At 58.9% G+C, this 19,361-nt stretch carries 21 protein-coding genes, 1 tRNA gene and 1 pseudogene; 4 read left to right on the top strand and 19 right to left on the bottom strand.

The window, feature by feature from the left end; genetic code table 11:
- Positions 1–9: 9 nt before the first annotated feature.
- The 3 genes from uhpC to GVK32_RS03515 all read right to left on the bottom strand — a co-directional run bounded on the left by uhpC (position 10) and on the right by GVK32_RS03515 (position 3,567).
- Entirely contained in the window at positions 10–1,311 is a 1,302-nt protein-coding gene (gene uhpC, locus GVK32_RS03525) for an MFS transporter family glucose-6-phosphate receptor UhpC (RefSeq protein WP_159865229.1), read from the bottom strand.
- Between the two features lie 85 nt (positions 1,312–1,396).
- Positions 1,397–2,938 carry an MASE1 domain-containing protein gene (locus GVK32_RS03520; RefSeq protein WP_159865226.1) on the bottom strand — a complete coding sequence of 514 codons (1,542 nt, stop codon included), beginning with the start codon at positions 2,936–2,938 and terminating at the stop codon, positions 1,397–1,399.
- On the bottom strand, positions 2,935–3,567 hold the full coding sequence (locus tag GVK32_RS03515) for a response regulator transcription factor (RefSeq protein ID WP_132512864.1): 633 nt from the start codon (positions 3,565–3,567) through the stop codon (positions 2,935–2,937). The genes GVK32_RS03520 and GVK32_RS03515 overlap by 4 nt, the downstream gene beginning before the upstream one ends.
- Positions 3,568–3,761: 194 nt before the next feature.
- Here GVK32_RS03515 and GVK32_RS03510 point away from each other — a divergent pair.
- Positions 3,762–4,338 (top strand): annotated as a pseudogene (locus tag GVK32_RS03510) (cytochrome b).
- A gap of 36 nt (positions 4,339–4,374) precedes the next feature.
- Here GVK32_RS03510 and GVK32_RS03505 read toward each other — a convergent pair.
- Positions 4,375–4,680, bottom strand: a complete 306-nt coding sequence (locus tag GVK32_RS03505; protein WP_159865753.1) for a YceI family protein — start codon at positions 4,678–4,680, stop codon at positions 4,375–4,377.
- Between GVK32_RS03505 and GVK32_RS03500 the strand changes: the two genes are divergently transcribed.
- Positions 4,655–4,873 (top strand): substrate-binding domain-containing protein, encoded by a 219-nt coding sequence (locus GVK32_RS03500; protein ID WP_255429650.1) that lies wholly within the window; start codon positions 4,655–4,657, stop codon positions 4,871–4,873. The two genes, GVK32_RS03505 and GVK32_RS03500, sit on opposite strands and share 26 nt — an antisense overlap.
- 89 nt (positions 4,874–4,962) lie before the next feature.
- Here GVK32_RS03500 and GVK32_RS03495 read toward each other — a convergent pair whose 3' ends face one another.
- From GVK32_RS03495 to actS, 10 genes are all read right to left on the bottom strand, one after another.
- A complete protein-coding gene (locus GVK32_RS03495; RefSeq protein WP_159865223.1) occupies positions 4,963–5,157 on the bottom strand; it encodes a hypothetical protein in 195 nt (64 codons plus the stop codon).
- 123 nt (positions 5,158–5,280) lie between these two features.
- A complete protein-coding gene (locus tag GVK32_RS03490; protein ID WP_159865220.1) occupies positions 5,281–6,078 on the bottom strand; it encodes a transporter substrate-binding domain-containing protein in 798 nt (265 codons plus the stop codon).
- Positions 6,079–6,120: 42 nt separating this feature from the next.
- Positions 6,121–6,846 carry an amino acid ABC transporter ATP-binding protein gene (locus tag GVK32_RS03485; protein ID WP_159865217.1) on the bottom strand — a complete coding sequence of 242 codons (726 nt, stop codon included), beginning with the start codon at positions 6,844–6,846 and terminating at the stop codon, positions 6,121–6,123.
- Between the two features lie 10 nt (positions 6,847–6,856).
- On the bottom strand, positions 6,857–7,549 hold the full coding sequence (locus tag GVK32_RS03480; protein ID WP_159865214.1) for an amino acid ABC transporter permease: 693 nt from the start codon (positions 7,547–7,549) through the stop codon (positions 6,857–6,859).
- Positions 7,550–7,561: 12 nt separating this feature from the next.
- Positions 7,562–8,239, bottom strand: coding sequence for an amino acid ABC transporter permease (locus tag GVK32_RS03475; RefSeq protein WP_159865211.1), 678 nt, complete (start codon positions 8,237–8,239; stop codon positions 7,562–7,564).
- A 14-nt stretch (positions 8,240–8,253) separates the two neighbouring features.
- Positions 8,254–9,162, bottom strand: a complete 909-nt coding sequence (locus tag GVK32_RS03470) for an NAD(P)-dependent oxidoreductase (RefSeq protein WP_159865208.1) — start codon at positions 9,160–9,162, stop codon at positions 8,254–8,256.
- Between the two features lie 21 nt (positions 9,163–9,183).
- On the bottom strand, positions 9,184–9,630 hold the full coding sequence (rpiB, locus tag GVK32_RS03465; protein WP_132512856.1) for a ribose 5-phosphate isomerase B: 447 nt from the start codon (positions 9,628–9,630) through the stop codon (positions 9,184–9,186).
- 14 nt (positions 9,631–9,644) lie between these two features.
- Positions 9,645–10,397 (bottom strand): FadR/GntR family transcriptional regulator, encoded by a 753-nt coding sequence (locus tag GVK32_RS03460; RefSeq protein ID WP_159865205.1) that lies wholly within the window; start codon positions 10,395–10,397, stop codon positions 9,645–9,647.
- Between the two features lie 314 nt (positions 10,398–10,711).
- A tRNA-Gly gene (locus tag GVK32_RS03455) sits at positions 10,712–10,785 on the bottom strand.
- An 80-nt stretch (positions 10,786–10,865) separates the two neighbouring features.
- On the bottom strand, positions 10,866–11,585 hold the full coding sequence (gene actS, locus GVK32_RS03450; RefSeq protein WP_159865202.1) for an amidase activator ActS: 720 nt from the start codon (positions 11,583–11,585) through the stop codon (positions 10,866–10,868).
- Between the two features lie 269 nt (positions 11,586–11,854).
- Here actS and idi point away from each other — a divergent pair, with 269 nt between their 5' ends.
- The gene (gene idi / locus GVK32_RS03445; protein WP_159865199.1) at positions 11,855–12,400 is read left to right on the top strand and encodes an isopentenyl-diphosphate Delta-isomerase; all 546 of its coding nucleotides are present in this window, start codon (positions 11,855–11,857) and stop codon (positions 12,398–12,400) included.
- A gap of 126 nt (positions 12,401–12,526) precedes the next feature.
- On the opposite strand, the gene lysS is transcribed toward idi, so the two are convergent.
- The 5 genes from lysS to xerD form a co-directional block, all read right to left on the bottom strand.
- On the bottom strand, positions 12,527–14,044 hold the full coding sequence (lysS, locus tag GVK32_RS03440; RefSeq protein ID WP_041147139.1) for a lysine--tRNA ligase: 1,518 nt from the start codon (positions 14,042–14,044) through the stop codon (positions 12,527–12,529).
- 9 nt (positions 14,045–14,053) lie between these two features.
- Positions 14,054–15,152 (bottom strand): peptide chain release factor 2 gene (gene prfB, locus GVK32_RS03435; RefSeq protein ID WP_115191916.1). Its coding sequence is split into 2 segments (ribosomal slippage): positions 14,054–15,076 and positions 15,078–15,152, totalling 1,098 coding nucleotides; the frame shifts between segments, so codons are not numbered across the junction.
- Between the two features lie 122 nt (positions 15,153–15,274).
- The gene (recJ, locus tag GVK32_RS03430) at positions 15,275–17,008 is read right to left on the bottom strand and encodes a single-stranded-DNA-specific exonuclease RecJ (RefSeq protein WP_159865196.1); all 1,734 of its coding nucleotides are present in this window, start codon (positions 17,006–17,008) and stop codon (positions 15,275–15,277) included.
- Positions 17,009–17,013: 5 nt separating this feature from the next.
- Entirely contained in the window at positions 17,014–17,727 is a 714-nt protein-coding gene (dsbC, locus tag GVK32_RS03425) for a bifunctional protein-disulfide isomerase/oxidoreductase DsbC (RefSeq protein WP_159865193.1), read from the bottom strand.
- Between the two features lie 23 nt (positions 17,728–17,750).
- A complete protein-coding gene (gene xerD, locus GVK32_RS03420) occupies positions 17,751–18,647 on the bottom strand; it encodes a site-specific tyrosine recombinase XerD (RefSeq protein WP_159865190.1) in 897 nt (298 codons plus the stop codon).
- Between the two features lie 158 nt (positions 18,648–18,805).
- On the opposite strand from xerD, the gene fldB reads away from it, so the two are divergent.
- Positions 18,806–19,327 (top strand): flavodoxin FldB, encoded by a 522-nt coding sequence (gene fldB / locus GVK32_RS03415; protein ID WP_041147143.1) that lies wholly within the window; start codon positions 18,806–18,808, stop codon positions 19,325–19,327.
- Positions 19,328–19,361 lie beyond the last annotated feature (34 nt).

Raw genomic sequence — 19,361 nt, 5'->3', positions numbered from 1 at the left:
TTCAGCCCTTCAGGATGTTGTGTGATTGCGTGAAACGGTGACGCCCGACATCAGCAGGGGCATCAGTAATAAACCCATCAGTACGGCGGCCAGCGAGAGCAAGCTGAACATTCCCGACCAGCCGTAGCGTTCAATAACCTGCGACAGCGGCCAGCCGGCCAGCGCGGCCCCCAGATAGGCAAACATGCCGAGAAAACCGCTGATCGACCCCGCCGCCTGCTTATGCCCGCACTCGACGGCGGCAAGGCCAATGAGCATTTGCGGACCAAAGACAAAAAAGCCGACGCTGAAAAAACACATCGCCAGCAGCGCGTAGTGATGCACCGGTGCCAGCCACAGCGCGGCGACCGAGACCATGAGCCCCAGCGTGAACAGCAGGAGCATCGGCGCGCGCTGGCCGCTAAACAGCAGATCCGATCCCCAGCCGGCGAACAGCGCCCCGAGCAGGCCGCCGGCCTCGAACAGCATGACCGTGGCGTTGGCGCTCAGCAGGTTGACGCCGTGGCTCTCCGCCAGCCAGATGTTGCCCCAGTCGTTGAGCGCGATGCGGATCAGATACACCAGCACGTATGAGGCGCCCAGCAGCCAGATCATCGGGTTCTGCAGCACGGTGGTGCGCAGCATCTGCCACAGACCCATCGGCGGGCTCTGCAGCTCCTGGCGCAGCTCCAGCGGATCGTTACGCCACTCGCCCACCGTCGGCAGCCCCTCCTCCTGCGGCGTGCCCCGCAGCTGGGTGGTCAGCCAGATGCCGAGCACGATGCTGACGATCCCCGGCGCCAGCATCGCCGCCCGCCAGCCCCAAAAGTGGGCGGCGAAGGCGCAAATCAGCGGCACAATCGCCCCGCCGATATTGATGGAGGTGTTCCAGCAGCCCCACCAAAAGCCGCGTTCGTTGCGCGAATACCAGTGGGTGAGCAGCCGGGCGCAGGGCGGCCATCCCCATCCCTGGAAAAAGCCGTTTAGCGTCCAGATAAACAGCAGCACCGGCAGGGAGTGACTAAACACGAACAGCACGTTCAGCACGCCGGTCGCCAGCAGGCCAATCCCCATAAACGCCCGCTGTCCGTGGCCGTCATGCCACAATCCAGCGGCAAATTTCGACAGGCCGTAGCTCAGATAGAACAGCGAGCCGATCAGCCCGATGTCGCTTTTACTCAGCCCCATATCCAGCTGCAAAACCGGCAGCACGTAGTTGATGCTTTTACGCGTCAGGTAGAACGCGGCGTAGCCAATGACCATGCACAGCAGCAGCCTCGGGCGCTGGGTCCGGTAGCGTTGAGCGATCTGTGCAGCAGACAGTGCGGGCATGGCGTTCTCCGTTTAGGCTGACGATATAAAAGCGCGAGGCAAAATGGATGAGAGAAAGTCCGGTGCGGCTAAGACTTTTTCCTGGTTAGCGAAGTGTTTGTGACGAAAATGTGGGCAGGTTAACAATTACGCGCGTGCCGCCGCGTGATTCCAGGGTCAGCTCCCCGCCGAGGGCGTGGACGCGCTCGCGGATGCCCTGCATGCCAAAGCCCGGCGTGTTCTGCGGGCCAAGGCCGCTGCCGTTATCCCGCACCTCGAGGTACAGGCCGTCGCCCTGCTGGCAAAGCAGGATCGCCACCTCGCTGGCGCCGGCGTGCTTGCTGACGTTGTTGAGCAGCTCCTGCAGCAGGCGATAGAGGGTAAAGACCAGGGTTTCGTTGGCCGGCGGGGCCGCCAGCCGGTAGTCGAAGCGGCAGTTAATTCCGCGCTCGGCAAAGGCGAACTCCTTCACCAGATGGTGCAGCGCCTCCTTGAGCGACAGCTCGTCCAGCGCCGGGGGGCGCAGCTGGCGCAGCAGCTGGCGGGTGGAGTGGTGAATGCGCTGGGCCAGGGCGTTGATTTGCCCGGCGGCCTCAATCGCCAGGGCGGTACCGCCGGCCCGTTTGACCAGCTGCGACTGGATCTGAATGGCGGTGATGTTCTGCCCGATTTCATCATGCAGCTCGCGGGCAAGATGCTTGCGGGTATCCTCCTCCGTGTGGATCAGCTTTTCCGTCAGCTCGCGCCGCGTCTGCAGCTCCTGCTCGAGCCTGCGGCGGTAGCGATCGAGATTGAGCGCCAGGTGCTGCTGGCGGCTGATGGCGATACCCAGGCCAATCCCCAGCAGCGACTGGGTGGCGAGGAAAATCTCAAGCTCCAGCAGATCCGTAAAGCCGCCGCCCGCCTGGCGCGCGATGGCGATCATCATGCTGCCGAGCAGGCCGGAGAGCACGCCGCCCTGCCAGCCAAACTTCCACGCCATCACCACGTTAGGTAAAAACACCACGATCAGCAGCAGCCGCTCCAGCGCCGGGGAGAGCACCATCTGGGTGCCGATGCCGATGATAAAAAACAGGCTGCACCAGATAATCAGCGAGGCGCGCAGCGGCGGGTTGCTGGTATCCAGCCCCAGCAGCTGGTAGCGATGCTGCTGGCGCAAAAACTCGAACATCAGATAGACAAACGGCGCCAGCAGCACGCCGCCGGTAAACGAGGCCAGCCCGAGCAGCGTTGCGGGGCTTTGCAAAAAAGCGATCAGGGCCAGGGTCTGGAGCAGCGCGTTGGCGCTGACCGCCGCAATCAGCAGCGACAGCCGCTGCCAGTAGAGCGGAAAACGATACCAGAAACGCTGCGCCATAGAGGCCGACAGCATGCCCACCAGCGGGACGATCGCGATCGCGTAGCCGGTCAGCAGCTGCTCGCTTCGCAGCCAGGCGATCGCCGCCAGCGGCGGCAGGACCACCGCCGGCCAAAAGCGGCGCGGCAGCAGGATCAGCAGCGCCAGATAGACGCCCTGCGGCAGGAACAGCACCGCCTGCTGGCCGTTGTGGGTCAAATAGAAGCTGAGCGTCCACAGCATCAGCCAGCCGCTTCCCCAGGCCAGGGTGATAAACAGCATCAGGACCAGATGACGGGAGGCGCGTTTCATCCATGGCCCGTCAGCAGCTGATTATCGAGGGCGAAATGCACCAGCTCAATGGTGCTGCCGCACTGCAGCTTGCCCAGCACGTTAGCCCGGTGAACGTGGACGGTTTTATGGCTCAGCGCCAGGCTGAAGGCGATCGCCTTCACGCTCTCCCCTTTCACCAGCAGCTCGAATATCTCCCGCTCGCGCGGGGTCAGGACGTCGAGCGCTTTCGGCGAGGATTCGCCGCCGCGCAGCGCCTTAAGCGCATCAACGCACAGGTAATGGCCGCCCATCCCCACCGAACGTACCGCCTGTACCAGCTCTTCCGGGCCGCAGCGTTTGGTCAGATAGCCGCTCGCCCCGGCGTCGATGGCGCTCTGCACAAAAGCCGGGGTGTCGTAGATGCTGAGAATGATGGCGCGAAACCCCGGCTGCCGCTGGCGCAGGCGTTTGAGCAGGCTCAGGCCGTTCTCGTCGGGCATGGCGACATCGAGCACCGCAACGTCAATGTCGCTGCGCATCAGGGCGGGCCAGGCCTCGGCGGCGCTGCTGTACTGCCCCGCCACGATAAGATCGTCTTCCAGATTTAATAGCTGGGCAAAACCGGAGCGAACGACCACATGGTCATCCACCAGGGCGACTCTGATCATGATGCAATACTCTTGGCGGAAGGTCGTTTTATGATGCCTGTTACCGCGGCGCAGGCAATGCCGCAGCCGCCGTTATGTAATGAATGTAACAAAATTGCAATAAACCGGCCGCTGCGGGCGATCGCTCGATAAAAAATTTTCAGAATAGATGTTCCCCCTGCCGCGTTTACCCATCATCAAACACCGCTGATGGAATCCTTTGTCATGAAACAACTCTCCCCACCGCCCGGCGCCAGCGCTATGACGGCCTCACGCTGACGCTGCACTGGCTCACCGCCGCCTGCGTCATCTTTCTCTTTTCCAGCGCGCATCTCTGGGCGTGGCTGGCACGCGGTACGCCGTTGAGAAAAGAGCTGCAGGCCCTGCATATCTCGTGCGGTATCGTGCTGGCGCTGACGATCGTCATGCGCCTGCTGTGGCGTATTATCAGCCAGCGCTCCCCGCGCTACGCCCTGCCTCCCGCTCCCCTTTCACTCCCGACGAAGCTTGCCGCGCACGCCGTTCACGGGACGCTGGTTCGCCCAGGCCACGCTGGGCTTTCTGTTTCGCTGGGCGCAGCAGGAGCCGTTCCGCTTTTTTGGCGGGCCCGATCTCTCCGGCTGGGTAAGTATCGATCCCGCGCTCAGGCATAGCCTCGGGGAGTGGCACAACAACGTGGCGTGGGCGCTGATTATTCTCGCCTGCGCCCACGCCCTGGCGGCGCTTGCCCACCACTACCTGCTTCGCGATAGCGTGCTGTCCCGGATGCTGCCCGGTCGCAGCAGCCGTTAATCCCTGCCCTCCCGTGCGAATAGCGCGCGGGGGATTTTAGGCCCGATGCCGAACTTTAGCCTCGATGGCGATATCGATGGTGACGGTATCCCCCACCAGCGTCGCCAGGCTGTCCATATTAAAAGCCGCACGTGAGATGGCGGTCGTGGCATGCAGCGACAGCACCTCCCGGTCGACGGGATTGCCCGTCGGATCTTCGAGAGCCGCCTCGAGAATCACCGGACGCAGGATATTTTTTACGCCGAGATAGCCAATAACCCGAAAGCGTCCGCCTCCCAGCGCCAACGCCGGAAGCTTTACGCTGGCGCTCGATCTGGTGGAGGCGGGCTTCGGGCTGGCGATCGCCCCCCGGTCGCTGGCTGAATCGCGCTGCGAGCTGAGTTTGCGCCAGCTACCCGGCTATCCGCTGCTCCGCCGGGTCGGCATCTGCTACGCCATGCAGGCGGTGGAGATAACCGCCGTGGAGCAGCTGCTGAATATGTTAAACCGACAGGCTGTCGTATGGTTGAATATCTGGAAGAAAAGCCTGAAATGACCGGGAGCCGCGCGCTCTACGACGCACGGGTACCATAAAATATCCGGCCCGCCGCCGAACTTGACGCGGAGGCGGGTCAGATTTTGTGCTTAACCATCGGCGTCGATCCCGATATTAAACATCTCCCGCGCCTCCATTGCTCTTTGCCTGTTCGGCAGCCTATGCAAAATCCGGCTCAGCAGCAGCCCAATCGCCAGCAGGGAAATCACGGCAAGCGCCAGCCCGTTCCATCCCGCTTTGGCAAAGACGAAGCCGTTGAGTTCGGCAAAGCTGAAGGTATGCATCGATTTCCTGATGGACTCTTTTCAGCAAAATCCTTCCGTCGGCGACGCGCTGTGGGAAAAAATAACCTCAGAGGATGGGGAGAGCCGGCTTGTTTAACGAAGGGCCGGCAGGGACGCTATAAACTATTTACGGTTTATTATTTCCGCCGGGATAGCTTCACCGTGATATTTTTCGTAAATGGCATTTAGTTTTCCATTTTTAAGATTGGCGACAATCCATTCATTTAATTTTTCTTTCAACTCTGGCTCACCTTTTTTAACTCCGATAGCTAAATCAAATACCGTTAGGGTCAATTTGGGTTCAAAGTTTAATTTAGGATTCTGTTTTTTTATCTGGTTAACCAGCGTGGCGGAAGTGGCGACCGCATATGCCTGGCCGCTAACGGCGGCGGTGACTAAGGTTGCGTCATCATCATAGCGTTGGATGCTATAGCCCTTTTTCATCGCATCCTGACTCAGCATTGAGTCCTGAGTGGTACCGCGCGTAACGGTAATCGCATGCCCTTTTAAATCGGCCCAGTCGCTGACTTTAGTGGCGGCAGGAGCGGCAATAACGGAGCGTAGCCCGGCATAGGCGCGAGTAAAATCAACCACCTGTGCACGCTGTGGCGTGACGGATAGGGTTGAAATGACGATATCTGCCTTACCCGTTTGCAGGTTCGGAATACGCGTCGGTCCGGTCGTTTCAATAAACTTCAGCTTTAAGCCCCAATCCTTCGCCAGCAGTTCAGCGGTTTCGACATCGGAGCCGACCGGTTTCATCGCAGCGTCCAGCATGCCTGAAGGCGGCAGTGACATATCGGTGGCAACGCGCAGCTCACCGCGTTGTTGAATGTCCTCCAGCGCATTTGCAGAGGCCGGCTGGGCGATAAGTGCTGTTACCATGCCGGCGAGTAGAGCAATCGATTTTGCGTATTTCATTATTATTCTCCTGATGAGGATGGGTACAGGGTATCGGGTGAATTAAAGATCGTTGGCAATAAACTCCTTTAACGCCTCGGTTTCCGGCGCTTTCAAAATGGCGGCACTCCCGCTTTCATGCACTTTTCCCTGATGCATAAAGATCACTTTATCGGCGACTTTGCGTGCGAAATTCATTTCATGCGTCACCATGATCATCGTCATGCCGCTACCGGCCAGCCGCTCAATCACACGCAGCACTTCGCCGGTTAATTTGGGATCCAGCGCCGACGTGACTTCATCAAAAAGCATCACTTTTGGTTTCATCGCCAGAGAGCGGGCGATAGCGGCACGCTGCTGCTGCCCGCCGGAGAGCTGTTCAGGATAGCTGTCCACTTTATCCGCGAGCCCGACCTGTTCCAAAACGGAGAGCGCTAACCTTCTGGCTTCCGCCTTCGGCAATTTTTTCACCGCCACCGGGCCAAGCGTAATGTTCTGCTCAATGGTCAGATGGGGAAACAGGTTATAGCTCTGAAATACAATGCCGACGTCCTGGCGTAGCTTACGCAGGTCAACTTTGGGATCCTCCACTTTATAACCACACACTTCGATGCTGCCGCCGTTGATGGTTTCCAACCGATCAATACAGCGCAGCGCAGTACTTTTGCCCGAACCGCTGGCGCCAATCAGCGCCACCACCTGGCCCTGATTCACGGAAAACGAGACATCTTTCAGCACTGAATTATGGCCGAAACTCTTCTGTACGTTGCTTAAGGTAATGATTGACATAACTTTATCCTTATCCTCGGTTAACGCGTGCCGTGATGGCCTGCAGGCGCTTCGCCTGCTTCTGTGGTGCTGCGCGCTCCAGCCGGCGACTTAGCGCTGAAACCGGAAAACACAGGCAGAAGTAAATGCCGGCAACGATCAGATAGATAATAAAGGGCTGGAAAATCGAGTTATTGATGAGCTGGCCAGCACGCGCCAGCTCGACAAAACCCACCACCGACGCCAGCGAGGTATTTTTGATTATCTGTACCGAGAATCCCACGGTAGGCGGCGTTGCCAGCTTGACGGCCTGCGGCATAATCACTTTGAACATGCGCTGAGTGCGCGACAGCGCCAGGCATTCGGCCGCCTCCCACTGTGCGCGCGGAACCGATTGTATGCAGCCGCGCCAGATCTCACCGAGATAGGCGCTGGCATAAATGGTGAGAGAGATGCCCGCTGCCAGCAGAGGCGCAATCGAATAGCCGAGTTGCGGTAAGCCGAAGTAGACCATAAACATGATGATCAGCAGCGGCGTGCCCTGAATCAGCTGCACCCATGCGCTGACCAGAAGCCGCAGCGGCTTCACTGGCGCAATACGTCCCAGCGCAATGAGAAACCCCACCAGACCGCCGCCGCCGAAGGCCATGAGCGACAAAATCACCGTCCACAGCGCACCATCAAGCAGAAACTGCAGATGAGCAAAGTTAAGCGAAATATTCATCAACGGCTCTCCTTAAATCGACGTGCCAAGACGGCGGCGGCGCGGGAAAATTACCTGACCAAATAGCCAGAATATCACCCGCATCAACAGCGACAGCGCGATGTAAATACAGGCCACGATGAAGAACGTTTCAAAGGGGCGATAGGTTTCTGACTGGATAAAATTGGCCGTTGCCGTGAGCTCTTCCGCTGAAATTTGCGATGTCACCGACGATGCCAGCATCAGCAAAATAAACTGGCTGGTGAGCGAGGGATAAACGCGCTCAATCGCCGGGCGCAGCGCCACGTGCCAGTATTGCTGCCAGCGATTCAGCCCCAGCGTTTCGGCGGCTTCCCACTGGCCTTTGTGAATCGACTCGAAGCCGGCGCGCATAATCTCCGCCGTATACGCCCCGACGTTGATGGTGAGCGCAATGACTGAAACCGTGAAAGCGCTGAATGAGAATCCCAGACTGGAGAGACCAAAATAGACCAGGAAGATCTGCACCAGAAAAGGCGTATTGCGAATCGACTCAACATAAACGCCCGTCAGGCGCACCAACCAAACCGAATCCGAACGACGCGCCGCTGCGCAAAGCGTGCCTATCAGAAAACCGGTTAACGTTGTCACCAAAGCCAGTTTGGCGGTGAGTAGCGCGCCGCTCCACAGAAGCTGCCACTGCGCGAGAATTGCTGTGAAATCGAGCATCATAAGGTCAACCCCGGTTATTTTGTCACGCTGTTTTGCTGGCCGGTCAGGCGGTCGTAAACTTTAAAGAGCGCCTGATTGCCGTTGGCACCTTCGCCATAGGCCTGCGCGTTTTGATACTGTGAGGCGACCAGCGCGGTAGCGGGGAGCGGGACCGGATGCTTCTGCGCGGCCTCCAGCACAAGACGCAGATCTTTCATCATCAGGTCGATGCGAAATCCTGCGGAGACGTCACCCTCAATCATTGCGCCACCCAATTTGTCGAGCATCCAGGAGGCCGCCGACCCGCCCATCAGCACCTCGCGCATCTGCGGAAGATTGATATCCCAGGCGCGCGCCAGCGCTAACGCTTCGCAAATTGCCTGGATGTTAATTCCACAAATCAGCTGGTTACATAGCTTTACCGTCTGCCCCGCGCCGGAAGCGCCAACGTGATTGAGCGTGGTGCCCATGGCGCGCAAATAGGGTGTTGCCTGGGCAAAACCCTCGGCGCTGCCGCCCACCATGATGGTCAGATTGCCGTTTTTTGCGCCAACCGGGCCGCCGGAAACCGGCGCATCCAGCATCGTGACGCCAATGGTTGCCAGCGATTCGCTTAGCTGGCGCGTCGCGGCGGGTGCGATAGTGCTCATATCAACAAACAATTTCCCACGCGGCGGGTTGCTCAGCAGTCCGCCGGCACCGCGCACTATCTCTTCAACCTGCGGGGTGTCTGGCAGCATGGAAATGACGATATCGGCATCAATGATTGCGCTGGAAAGATCGCTGACGACGTCCACGCCGTACTGGCGTAGCGCATCGCCTGCCGCTGCGACAACATCAAACGCGCGAACGGTAAAACCCGCCTGTGCCAGATTACGCGCCATCTCGCGGCCCATGACGCCAAGTCCAATAAACCCGACAATGCCGGAAGTGCTGTTACTCATAGTTATGCTCCAGGTTGATGGTTAGTTAAGTTGTTCCAGCTGAGCGAGTTTCGCGACGCGACGAACAAAGTCGTCGTCATGCACAAACTTCGCTTCGAGGAAGGCAAGAATCAGATCGCGAGCGAGCCACGGCCCGACAATTTGCGCCCCCACGCACATGACGTTGACGTCGTCATGCTCCACCGACTGGTGCGCGGAGTGCACGTCGTGGCAGACCGCAGCGCGGATCCCTTTGACTTTGTTAGCGGCGATAACCGCCCCGACGCCGGTGCCACAGACCAGAATGCCGCGCCGATCCGCGCTGCCGCGCACCTTGCTGCATAACGCTAAGGCGATATCCGGAAAATCAACCGGTTCGGGGTCGTGGCTGCCGACATCGTCAATCTGATATCCGGCCTGCTGCAGCCACTGCTTAAGCTCCTGCTTGAGGTGAAATCCTGCGTGGTCACTGCCAATCACAATCTGCATCTGCTGTTTTCCTTTTACGGAGTAGTGAAGGTCGATGAACCGCTGCTGGCCTTGAGGATGGTGGCGCGGCGGCGAAAATCTGATCCAATCTCGAAGTGGCGGCCAAGTAACTCATCGGCTTTATTTTCATCACGTTCGACGATGGCGGAAAAAATGGCGCGGTGATGGTTAATGAGGAACTCTTCAATCCCCTCGACCTGAATGATCTGCTCGCGGCGGTCAAGGTGTGAACGACGCATCAACATGCTGATGGACTGGTAAATATTGATAAGCGTGGGCGAACCGGATGCGGTGACGATGCTTTCGTGAAACCTGAAATCCGCCAGGGCGCCGAGTTCCGGGATGCGAATGGTATCAATGATTTCACCGAGACAGGCGGCCAGGCGGTCGTAGTCGCTTTGCGTTGCGCGGCGACAGGCTAAACGAACGGCCTGACGCTCAATCGCGATTCGTGCCTGCATGACGTCATCTACCACGTTGGGCTGGTGGGCAAGTACGAAAGTAAAGAATTCACCGAGAATGGAGACATCAGGTTTGGTTATCACGGTACCAACGCCGTGGCGAATCTCCACCGCTCCTACCATGGCGAGCGCCCGCAGCGCCTCGCGAAGTACGGGCCGGCTCACGCCTAACTTTGCCGAAAGCTCGCGCTCCGGCAGAAGGCTGTCCCCGGCTTTCAGTTCGCCATTGAGTAGCTGATCCCGCAAAAACTTTACAACTCGGTCGTAGCCGCTGCCGGCTTCTGTCTTTTCACGCCTGATTTCCATGTGATGTCACCAGTGGTCTGTAGTGGTAATACCAATGGTAGATGTGTTGATGAAATATTAACGTGATATTGATCGTTTATTGATCATTTGTTTTTGTGATGTAAACGACAATGAGCGGAGAAAGGTGAACGGGCCAGGAGACGTTGGCCATAGCCATAAAGCCTCATTGGTGATACAGCAACAAGCGGAGCGTAGCGATTTTCTTGTGTTGGTACTTCGCCGTTCATTGGTAGAACGATCGCGACAACTTATCTTAGGTAACTTATTGAAAGAAAAATGAGTTTTATCGAGGCTTTACCACAAGGAGAGAGATCTGGAGCGGGCGAAGGGAATCGAACCCTCGTATAGAGCTTGGGAAGCTCTCGTTCTACCATTGAACTACGCCCGCAAAGAGGTGCGAGGGTCATTATAGACCTTACGCACCGTCTGACAAGACTGAACCATGCTAACTGCTGATAAAATAACCCGTTAGCACTTAGGCTTACCGCCCTGCGGCGGCAAATAGCGCTGCGGATCGATGGCCGTTGCCCGGTAGCGTATCTGGAAGTGCAGGCGCACGGAGTCGGCATCGGTGCTGCCCATCGTGGCGATCTGCTGGCCTATCTTCACGCTCTGACCGTTATTGACCATCATTTTATCGTTATGCGCGTAGGCGCTGATGTAATCATCGCTGTGCTTAATCATGATCAGATTACCGTAGCCACGCAGCTGGCTGCCGACGTACACCACCTTCCCCGCTCCGGCCGCATACACCGGCTGGCCGCGCGTACCGGCGATATCAATGCCCTTATTGCCGCCATCGTTTGAGGAATAAGGCAGTATCACCTTACCGCTGGCCGGCCAGCGCCAGCAGCGCTGCCCCACCGGCGGCCACGTGACCGGCGGCAGAGCGGCCGGCGGCTTAGCCGCTGCGGTGCGGGTCGCGCTGCTTTTCTTCGCGCTCTTTCCGCCGCTCGTCCCCGAGGCGCTGTTCAGCTTCAGGCGCTGTCCCACTTCGATGGTATAGGGCGGCGAAAGATTATTCAGCCGGGCCAGATCTTTGACGCTGGTGCCGGTGGTGCGGGAAATACGGTACAGCGTATCGCCGCGTTTAACGGTATAGGTGGAACCAGAATCAGATGAACTGGAGCATCCGGCAATCACCAGGCTGCTAACCAACATCATCGTGATATAAAAGCGTTTTCTCATCAGGCGTCCTGCACTCAACACAAACTCTCACCTCGTCACAATGGACGAATATCATACCAGCCCATAGCCGGATCCCCAATCGATACGCCTCTTATCCTTAAGGATTAAACGCACCGCGGACAGCCGCCAATATCGCACCCTGCCGCTGCCCGCCAGGCCCCTGGGCTTGTTTTAGTAATGCCTTTCGTTCGCGAATGATCTACCCTAACGGCCTAAGTACATGGCCCGGCGGGTTTGTACCGGGTCATTTATTATTTTCAGGAGTCGTTATGACCGGGGAACACGTCATTTTGCTGGACGAGCAGGATAAACCAGCCGGCATGCTGGAAAAGTATGCCGCCCACACCTTCGATACCCCACTGCACCTCGCGTTTTCCTGCTGGCTGTTTGACGAACGGGGCCAGCTGCTGGTCACCCGGCGTTCGCTGGAGAAGAAAGCCTGGCCGGGAGTATGGACTAATTCGGTCTGCGGACACCCTCAGGAGGGCGAAACCTTCGAGCAGGCCGTCACGCGGCGCAGCCGCTTTGAACTCGGCGTCGAAATCACCGCTATCGCGCCGGTCGCGCCGCGGTTCCGCTACCGGGCCGTCGCCCCCAACGGCATTGTCGAAAACGAAGTCTGCCCGGTATACGCCGCGCGCGTCACCGGCCCGCTGCGGCCGAATAGCGATGAGGTCATGGACTATCAATGGTGCCAGCTGGAGGACCTGCTCAACGCGCTGGCAATAGCGCCGTGGGCCTTCAGCCCGTGGATGGTGCTGGAGGCCACGGATGCGGGCGCGGCGCTGCAAAACTACGCCGCGTCACTGCGCTGATGACGGCCGCCCTGCCGTACGCGGGCGCCTCCTCAAGCGGCCATCGCAGAGGATCCCGGCGGCACCCATAAAAAAACCCCGGCACGCAGGCCGGGGCTATATCGTTCGCGGTAGTCGCGGTCGGTCTTATTTAACCGGGCGCATCGCCGGGAACAGGATCACGTCGCGGATGGTGTGGCTATTGGTAAACAGCATCACCATACGGTCGATACCAATGCCCAGGCCAGCGGTCGGCGGCAGGCCGTGCTCCAGCGCGGTCACGTAGTCTTCGTCGTAGAACATCGCTTCATCGTCACCGGCGGCCTTAGCGTTCACCTGGTCGAGGAAACGCTGCGCCTGATCTTCAGCATCGTTCAGCTCGCTGAAGCCGTTACCGATTTCACGTCCGCCGATGAAGAACTCAAAGCGATCGGTGATTTCCGGGTTGTCGTCGTTACGACGCGCCAGCGGAGAAACCTCAGCCGGGTACTCGGTGATGAAGGTCGGCTGGATCAGGTGCGCTTCCGCCACTTCTTCAAAGATCTCGGTCACAACGCGGCCCAGACCCCAGCTCTTCTCAACCTTGACGCCGACGGCGGCAGCAATCGCTTTCGCAGAGTCGAAGTTATCCAGATCCGCCATCTCGGTTTCCGGACGGTATTTCTTGATAGCCTCACGCATGGTCAGCTTTTCAAACGGCTTGCCGAAGTCAAAGGTCTGATCGCCATAAGGCACCGCGGTGTTGCCGAGAATATCCTGCGCCAGGGTGCGGAACAGGGATTCGGTCAGCTCGATCAGGTCCTTATAGTCCGCATACGCCATATAGAGTTCCATCATGGTGAACTCTGGGTTGTGGCGTACGGAGATGCCTTCGTTACGGAAGTTACGGTTGATCTCGAACACGCGCTCGAAGCCGCCGACAACCAGACGCTTGAGGTACAGTTCCGGCGCGATACGCAGGTACATGTCCAGATCCAGCGCATTATGATGGGTGATGAACGGACGGGCGGACGCGCCGCCTGGGATCACCTGCATCATCGGGGTTTCAACTTCCATAAAGCCGCGACCGACCATGAACTGGCGGATGCCGGCCAGGATCTGCGAGCGCACTTTAAAGGTGTTGCGGGATTCGTCGTTGGAGATCAGATCCAGGTAACGCTGGCGATAGCGCGCTTCCTGATCCTGCAGGCCGTGGAATTTGTCCGGCAGCGGGCGCAGGGCTTTGGTCAGCAGGCGCAGCTCGGTGCAGTGAATAGAGAGCTCGCCGGTTTTGGTTTTGAACAGCTTGCCGCGCGCCGCGAGGATATCGCCGAGGTCCCACTTCTTGAACTGCTCGTTGTAGACGCCTTCCGGCAGATCGTCACGCGCCACGTACAGCTGAATGCGGCCGCCGACGTCCTGCAGGGTGACGAATGAGGCTTTACCCATGATACGACGGGTCATCATGCGGCCAGCCACGGAGACTTCAACGTTCAGCGCTTCCAGCTCTTCGTTTTCTTTTGCATCGAAGTCAGCGTGCAGTTGGTCAGAGGTATGGTCACGACGGAAATCGTTCGGGAACGGGATACCCTGCTCGCGCAGCGCAGCCAGCTTTTCACGACGGCTCTTCAGTTCATTATTAAGGTCAATTGCCGCGTCAGCGCCCTGTGCTTGTTGTTCAGACATGTTGGTTCCTCATAACCCTGCTTTCAGACTTGCTTCGATAAATTGATCCAGGCTGCCATCAAGCACCGCCTGAGTGTTGCGGGTTTCCACCCCGGTGCGCAGATCTTTAATGCGGGAATCATCCAGCACGTAAGAACGGATCTGGCTGCCCCAGCCGATATCTGATTTGGTATCTTCCATCGCCTGTTTCTCGGCATTCTTCTTCTGCATCTCCAGTTCATAAAGCTTGGCTTTCATCTGCTTCATGGCCTGGTCTTTGTTTTTGTGCTGCGAACGGTCGTTCTGGCACTGCGTAACTAACCCGCTTGGAATGTGGGTAATACGCACCGCGGATTCGGTACGGTTAACGTGCTGACCGCCCGCGCCGGAGGCACGGTAAACGTCAATACGCAGGTCCGCCGGGTTGATCTCAATGTCGATATCGTCATCGACTTCCGGGTAAACAAACGCGGAGCTGAAGGAGGTATGACGACGGCCGCCGGAGTCGAACGGGCTCTTACGTACCAGGCGATGAACGCCAGTTTCGGTACGCAGCCAGCCGTAGGCGTAATCGCCGATAATCTTGATGGTCACGGACTTGATGCCCGCCACTTCACCTTCAGACTCTTCGATAATTTCGGTCTTAAAGCCGCGCGCTTCGGCCCAGCGCAGATACATGCGCGTCAGCATGCTGGCCCAGTCCTGCGCTTCAGTGCCGCCGGAGCCGGCCTGAATATCGAGGTAGCAATCGGCGCTGTCGTACTCGCCGGAGAACATGCGGCGGAATTCAAGCTGAGCCAGCTTCTCGTCGAGCACATCCAGCTCGGCGACGGCTTCGTTGAAGGTCTCTTCGTCTTCGGCTTCAACGGCCAGCTCCAGCAGGCCGGAAACGTCCTCCAGCCCCTGGGACATCTGATCGAGGGTGTCAACGATGGCTTCCAGTGAAGAACGCTCTTTGCCCAGCGCCTGCGCGCGCTCGGGCTCGTTCCACACGTCCGGCTGCTCCAGCTCGGCGTTTACTTCTTCCAGACGCTCTTTCTTGGCATCATAGTCAAAGATACCCCCTGAGAACGTCGGAGCGCTCCGTGAGGTCCTGAATACGGTTTTTTACCGGATTTATTTCAAACATGATCAATTTTCTTTTAATGGATTGGTCAAAATGCGGTGATAAGAGCGGAATTGTACCGGATCCCCGCTCTCTTTTATAGCCACTTCAGCCTTCAGGCGGCCTCTTTGTTGCCGGTTTTTTCGTCACACCGGCCAAAGATGGTCAATGATAAGCTGCAGGCTGCGGTTGCCACGAAACTCGTTGATATCGAGCTTATAGGCGAGGGTCACTTCACGCACGCCGTTATCCGGCCAAACCGAGGTATCGACGTTAAAGGCGATCCCGTCCAGCAGCGGGCCGCCGCCAACCGGCTCGACCATCACCTTAAGGTGCCGCTCGCCCACCAGCCGCTGTTGAAGCAGGCGGAAACGGCCGTCAAACAACGGTTCCGGGAACATCTGGCCCCAGGGGCCTGCTTCACGCAGCATATGGGCCACTTCCATGCTCATCTCCGCCGCCTCCAGCGGGCCGTCGGACACCACTTCGCCCTGTAACAGCGCTGGATCCAGCCACTCGGTGACCAGATCGCCGAAGCGCTGCTGGAACTCCTCGAAGCGGGCCTCTTCCAGCGACAGCCCCGCCGCCATCGCGTGGCCGCCAAATTTCAGGATCAGCCCAGGATTGAGCGTGTCGAGACGCTCCAGCGCATCGCGCATGTGCAGCCCTTGAATAGAGCGGCCGGAGCCTTTTAACAGCCCGTCTCCCGTCGGCGCGAAGGCGATAACCGGACGGTGAAAACGCTCTTTGATTCGCGAGGCCAGAATGCCGACCACGCCCTGATGCCACTGCGGGTGATACATCGCCAGCCCGCCCGGCAGCGCTTCGCTGCTGCGTTCAAGCTGCTGGCACAGGGTGAGCGCTTCCGCCTGCATCCCCTGCTCTATCTCTTTGCGCGTCTGGTTCAGGGCATCCAGCTCGTTGGCCAGCACCCGCGCTTCGCCGGCGTTATCGCACAGCAGCAGCGCCACGCCGACCGACATATCGTCCAGCCTTCCCGCCGCGTTCAGCCGCGGGCCAAGGGCAAAGCCGAGATCGCTGGCCGCCAGCTTCTGCGGGTCGCGGTTGGCAATCTCCAGCAGCGCCTTAATTCCCGGGCGGCACTTGCCCGCCCGAATGCGGCTCAGCCCCTGCCAGGTGAGGATGCGGTTATTGGCATCCAGCGGCACTACGTCGGCCACCGTTCCCAGCGCCACCAGGTCCAGCAGCTCAGCGAGGTTAGGCGCGGCAATCCCGCGCGTTTCAAACCAGTTTTTATCGCGCAGGAAGGTGCGCAGCGCCAGCATCAGGTAAAACGCTACCCCGACTCCGGCCAGCGATTTTGACGGGAAGCCGCAGTCGCGCAGGTTCGGGTTGACGATAGCCTCCGCCGCCGGCAGCGTATCGCCCGGCAGATGGTGGTCGGTGACGACCACCGGGATCCCCAGATCGTGCGCGCGATCGACACCGCTATGCGAAGAGATGCCGTTATCGACGGTCACGATCATCTGCGCACCGCGGGCGTGGGCCTGATCGACTACTTCCGGGCTCAGGCCGTAGCCATCTTCAAAGCGGTTCGGTACCAGATAGGAGACGTTGCCGTAGCCCAGCGCGCGCAGCGCCAGCACGCTCAGGGCGGTGCTGGTGGCGCCATCGGCGTCAAAATCGCCGACGATCACAATATGCAAATCCTGCTGGAAGGCGTCGTAGAGCATCTCCACGGCTTTGTCGATGCCGTTGAGCTGCGCCCACGGCAGCATGCCCTTAACGCTGCGCTCCAGTTCCTGCGCGCTGCGTACGCCGCGGCTCGCGTAGAGCCGCTGCAGCAGCGGCGAAAGGTCGGCGGGAAGCTCCGCGCCATCGACCGCCTCACGGCGGCGCAGTTGTGTCTGTTGTTTCACGCGAATTATTTACCGCTGGTTTGTTTTTGATGCTCATCGAGGAAGGCTTTCAGCTCTTTCGGTCCCTGATAGCCCGGCAACACGTAGCCGCTGCTCAATACCATTGCCGGCGTGCCGTTGACGCCGAACTGCACGCCGAGCGTGTAGTGCTTGCTGATATCAACTTTGCAGCTGGCCGGCTGCACGCCTTTGCCGCCCATCGCGTCATCCAGAGCTTTGTTGCGATCTTTGGCGCACCAGATGGCCTGCATATCCTGCTCGGTCTGGCTCTGCAGCCCCTGGCGCGGGAAGGCCAGGTAACGCACGGTGATGCCGAGGGCGTTGTAGTCGCTCATCTCCTCATGCAGCTTGTGGCAGTAGCCGCAGGTGATGTCGGTAAAGACGGTGATGACGTGCTTTTCCTGCGGCGCCTTGTAGATGATCATCTCTTTTTCCAGCGCGTTCAGCTTACCCACCAGCAGCGAGTTAGTGACGTTAACCGGCTGGGCGCCGCTGACGTCGAACATCGGCCCCTGAATAATGTGCTTACCGTCGTCGGTCACGTACAGCACGCCGCCGTCGGTCAGTACGGTGCTCATACCGCTAACCGGCGAAGGCTGAATGTCGGTGCTCTGCACGCCCAGCTTGGCCAGCGACTGCTTAATCGTCGCGCTATCGGCGTACGCCGCGCCAGAGAGCGTTGCCGCCAGCAGGGTGAACATCAGTAAACCTTTTTTCATACTCAATCCTTTTTATTCAGCACTCACGCCCGCGGGTGGTGCTGTTGATGAAGTTGTCGCAGACGCTCGGTCGCCACGTGGGTGTATATCTGCGTCGTCGAGAGATCGCTATGTCCTAACAGCATCTGCACCACGCGCAGGTCGGCGCCATGATTTAGTAGATGCGTCGCAAACGCGTGGCGTAAAACGTGCGGGGAGAGCTTCGCGCTATCGATCCCCGCCAGCACCGCGTAGTGCTTAATTCGATACCAGAACGTCTGCCGGGTCATTTGCTGCGCGCGCTGGCTGGGAAAGAGCACGTCGGAGGCGATGCCATTCAGCAGCCAGGGACGGCCGTACTCGAGGTAGTTCTCAACCCACAGCACCGCCTCTTCGCCAAGCGGCACCAGCCGCTCTTTGTTGCCTTTACCCACCACGCGAAGCACGCCCTGACGCAGGCTGATATCGCTCATTGTCAGGCCCACCAGCTCCGATACGCGCAGGCCGGTGGCATACAGCACCTCCAGCATAGCCTTGTCGCGCAGCTCCAGAGGCTGCTCCACCAGCGGAGCCTGCAGCAGGCGGTCCACCTGCGCTTCGCTAAGATCTTTCGGCAGGCGCTGCGGCAGCTTTGGCGACGCCAGCAGCGCGCTGGGATCGTCGGTGCGGATTTTTTCCCGATACAGATGCTGGAAAAAACGGCGCACCGCGCTCAGCAGCCGCGCGGTGCTGGTGGCCTTGTAGCCGCCGGTTTGCCTTTCGGCCAGCAGGGACTGGAGATCCTCCCCGCTGACGCTGCCAAGCGTCAGCCCGCGATGGTGCAGCCACTCCACAACCATCGTCAGGTCCCGGCGGTAGGCGCTCAGCGTATTTTCCGCCAGGTTGCGCTCCAGCCACAGGGCATCAAGAAACTGCTCGATTTGTGCCAGATCCTGTTCCACATCGGCCTCTTTGCTCGTTAAATCGTCCCCAGTATACCCAAATAAGCCGCACGACTGGACAAAAACGGCGGCGGCGGGCTGCCTGAAGTATGACGGGTATCATCACCTTTCTGGTAGACTAGCCGCAAAGTCACAGCATGAATTGAGATGTTTACGCAATGAACATAGGCCTTTTTTACGGTTCCAGTACCTGCTACACCGAAATGGCTGCGGAGAAAATCCGCGATATTATCGGTCCTGAATTAGTGACCTTGCACAATCTAAAAGATGACTCCCCTGAGCTGATGACCGGCTACGACGTGCTGATCCTCGGCATCCCTACCTGGGATTTCGGCGAGATTCAGGAAGACTGGGAGGCTATCTGGCCGCAGCTCGAGACGCTGGATCTGCAGGATAAGATAGTGGCGCTGTACGGCATGGGCGATCAGCTGGGCTACGGCGAGTGGTTCCTCGACGCGCTGGGCATGCTGCACGACAGGCTGGCAACCCGGGGCGTGAAGTTTATCGGCTACTGGCCAACCGAAGGCTATGAGTTCACCAGCCAGAAGCCGATCGTCGCCGATGGCCAACTGTTCGTTGGCCTCGCGCTCGATGAAACGAACCAGTATGACCTAAGCGACGATCGTATCCAGAGCTGGTGCGAGCAAATCCTTGGGGAAATGGCCGAACAGTTCGCCTGAGTCACCTGAGTTTAGGTAAGTGCCTGACGCTCCG

The sequence above is a fragment of the Klebsiella sp. 18074 genome (assembly GCF_902705905.1).
Lineage (GTDB): Bacteria > Pseudomonadota > Gammaproteobacteria > Enterobacterales > Enterobacteriaceae > Klebsiella > Klebsiella terrigena.
Note: the sequence above shows the minus strand (reverse complement) of the source record. Positions and strands in the feature narration are given on the sequence as shown.

Bases quoted from the DNA above. Each gene is read 5' to 3' on its own strand.
- GVK32_RS03485 (WP_159865217.1), bottom strand. From the start codon at position 6,846: ATGTCAATCATTACCTTAAGCAACGTACAGAAGAGTTTCGGCCATAAT.
- fldB (WP_041147143.1), top strand. From the start codon at position 18,806: ATGAACATAGGCCTTTTTTACGGTTCCAGTACCTGCTACACCGAAATG.
- rpiB (WP_132512856.1), bottom strand. From the start codon at position 9,630: ATGCAGATTGTGATTGGCAGTGACCACGCAGGATTTCACCTCAAGCAG.
- GVK32_RS03515 (WP_132512864.1), bottom strand. From the start codon at position 3,567: ATGATCAGAGTCGCCCTGGTGGATGACCATGTGGTCGTTCGCTCCGGT.
- GVK32_RS03480 (WP_159865214.1), bottom strand. From the start codon at position 7,549: ATGAATATTTCGCTTAACTTTGCTCATCTGCAGTTTCTGCTTGATGGT.
- GVK32_RS03490 (WP_159865220.1), bottom strand. From the start codon at position 6,078: ATGAAATACGCAAAATCGATTGCTCTACTCGCCGGCATGGTAACAGCA.
- GVK32_RS03495 (WP_159865223.1), bottom strand. From the start codon at position 5,157: ATGCATACCTTCAGCTTTGCCGAACTCAACGGCTTCGTCTTTGCCAAA.
- GVK32_RS03520 (WP_159865226.1), bottom strand. From the start codon at position 2,938: ATGAAACGCGCCTCCCGTCATCTGGTCCTGATGCTGTTTATCACCCTG.
- GVK32_RS03460 (WP_159865205.1), bottom strand. From the start codon at position 10,397: ATGGAAATCAGGCGTGAAAAGACAGAAGCCGGCAGCGGCTACGACCGA.
- GVK32_RS03470 (WP_159865208.1), bottom strand. From the start codon at position 9,162: ATGAGTAACAGCACTTCCGGCATTGTCGGGTTTATTGGACTTGGCGTC.
- idi (WP_159865199.1), top strand. From the start codon at position 11,855: ATGACCGGGGAACACGTCATTTTGCTGGACGAGCAGGATAAACCAGCC.
- actS (WP_159865202.1), bottom strand. From the start codon at position 11,585: ATGAGAAAACGCTTTTATATCACGATGATGTTGGTTAGCAGCCTGGTG.
- dsbC (WP_159865193.1), bottom strand. From the start codon at position 17,727: ATGAAAAAAGGTTTACTGATGTTCACCCTGCTGGCGGCAACGCTCTCT.
- uhpC (WP_159865229.1), bottom strand. From the start codon at position 1,311: ATGCCCGCACTGTCTGCTGCACAGATCGCTCAACGCTACCGGACCCAG.
- lysS (WP_041147139.1), bottom strand. From the start codon at position 14,044: ATGTCTGAACAACAAGCACAGGGCGCTGACGCGGCAATTGACCTTAAT.
- GVK32_RS03475 (WP_159865211.1), bottom strand. From the start codon at position 8,239: ATGATGCTCGATTTCACAGCAATTCTCGCGCAGTGGCAGCTTCTGTGG.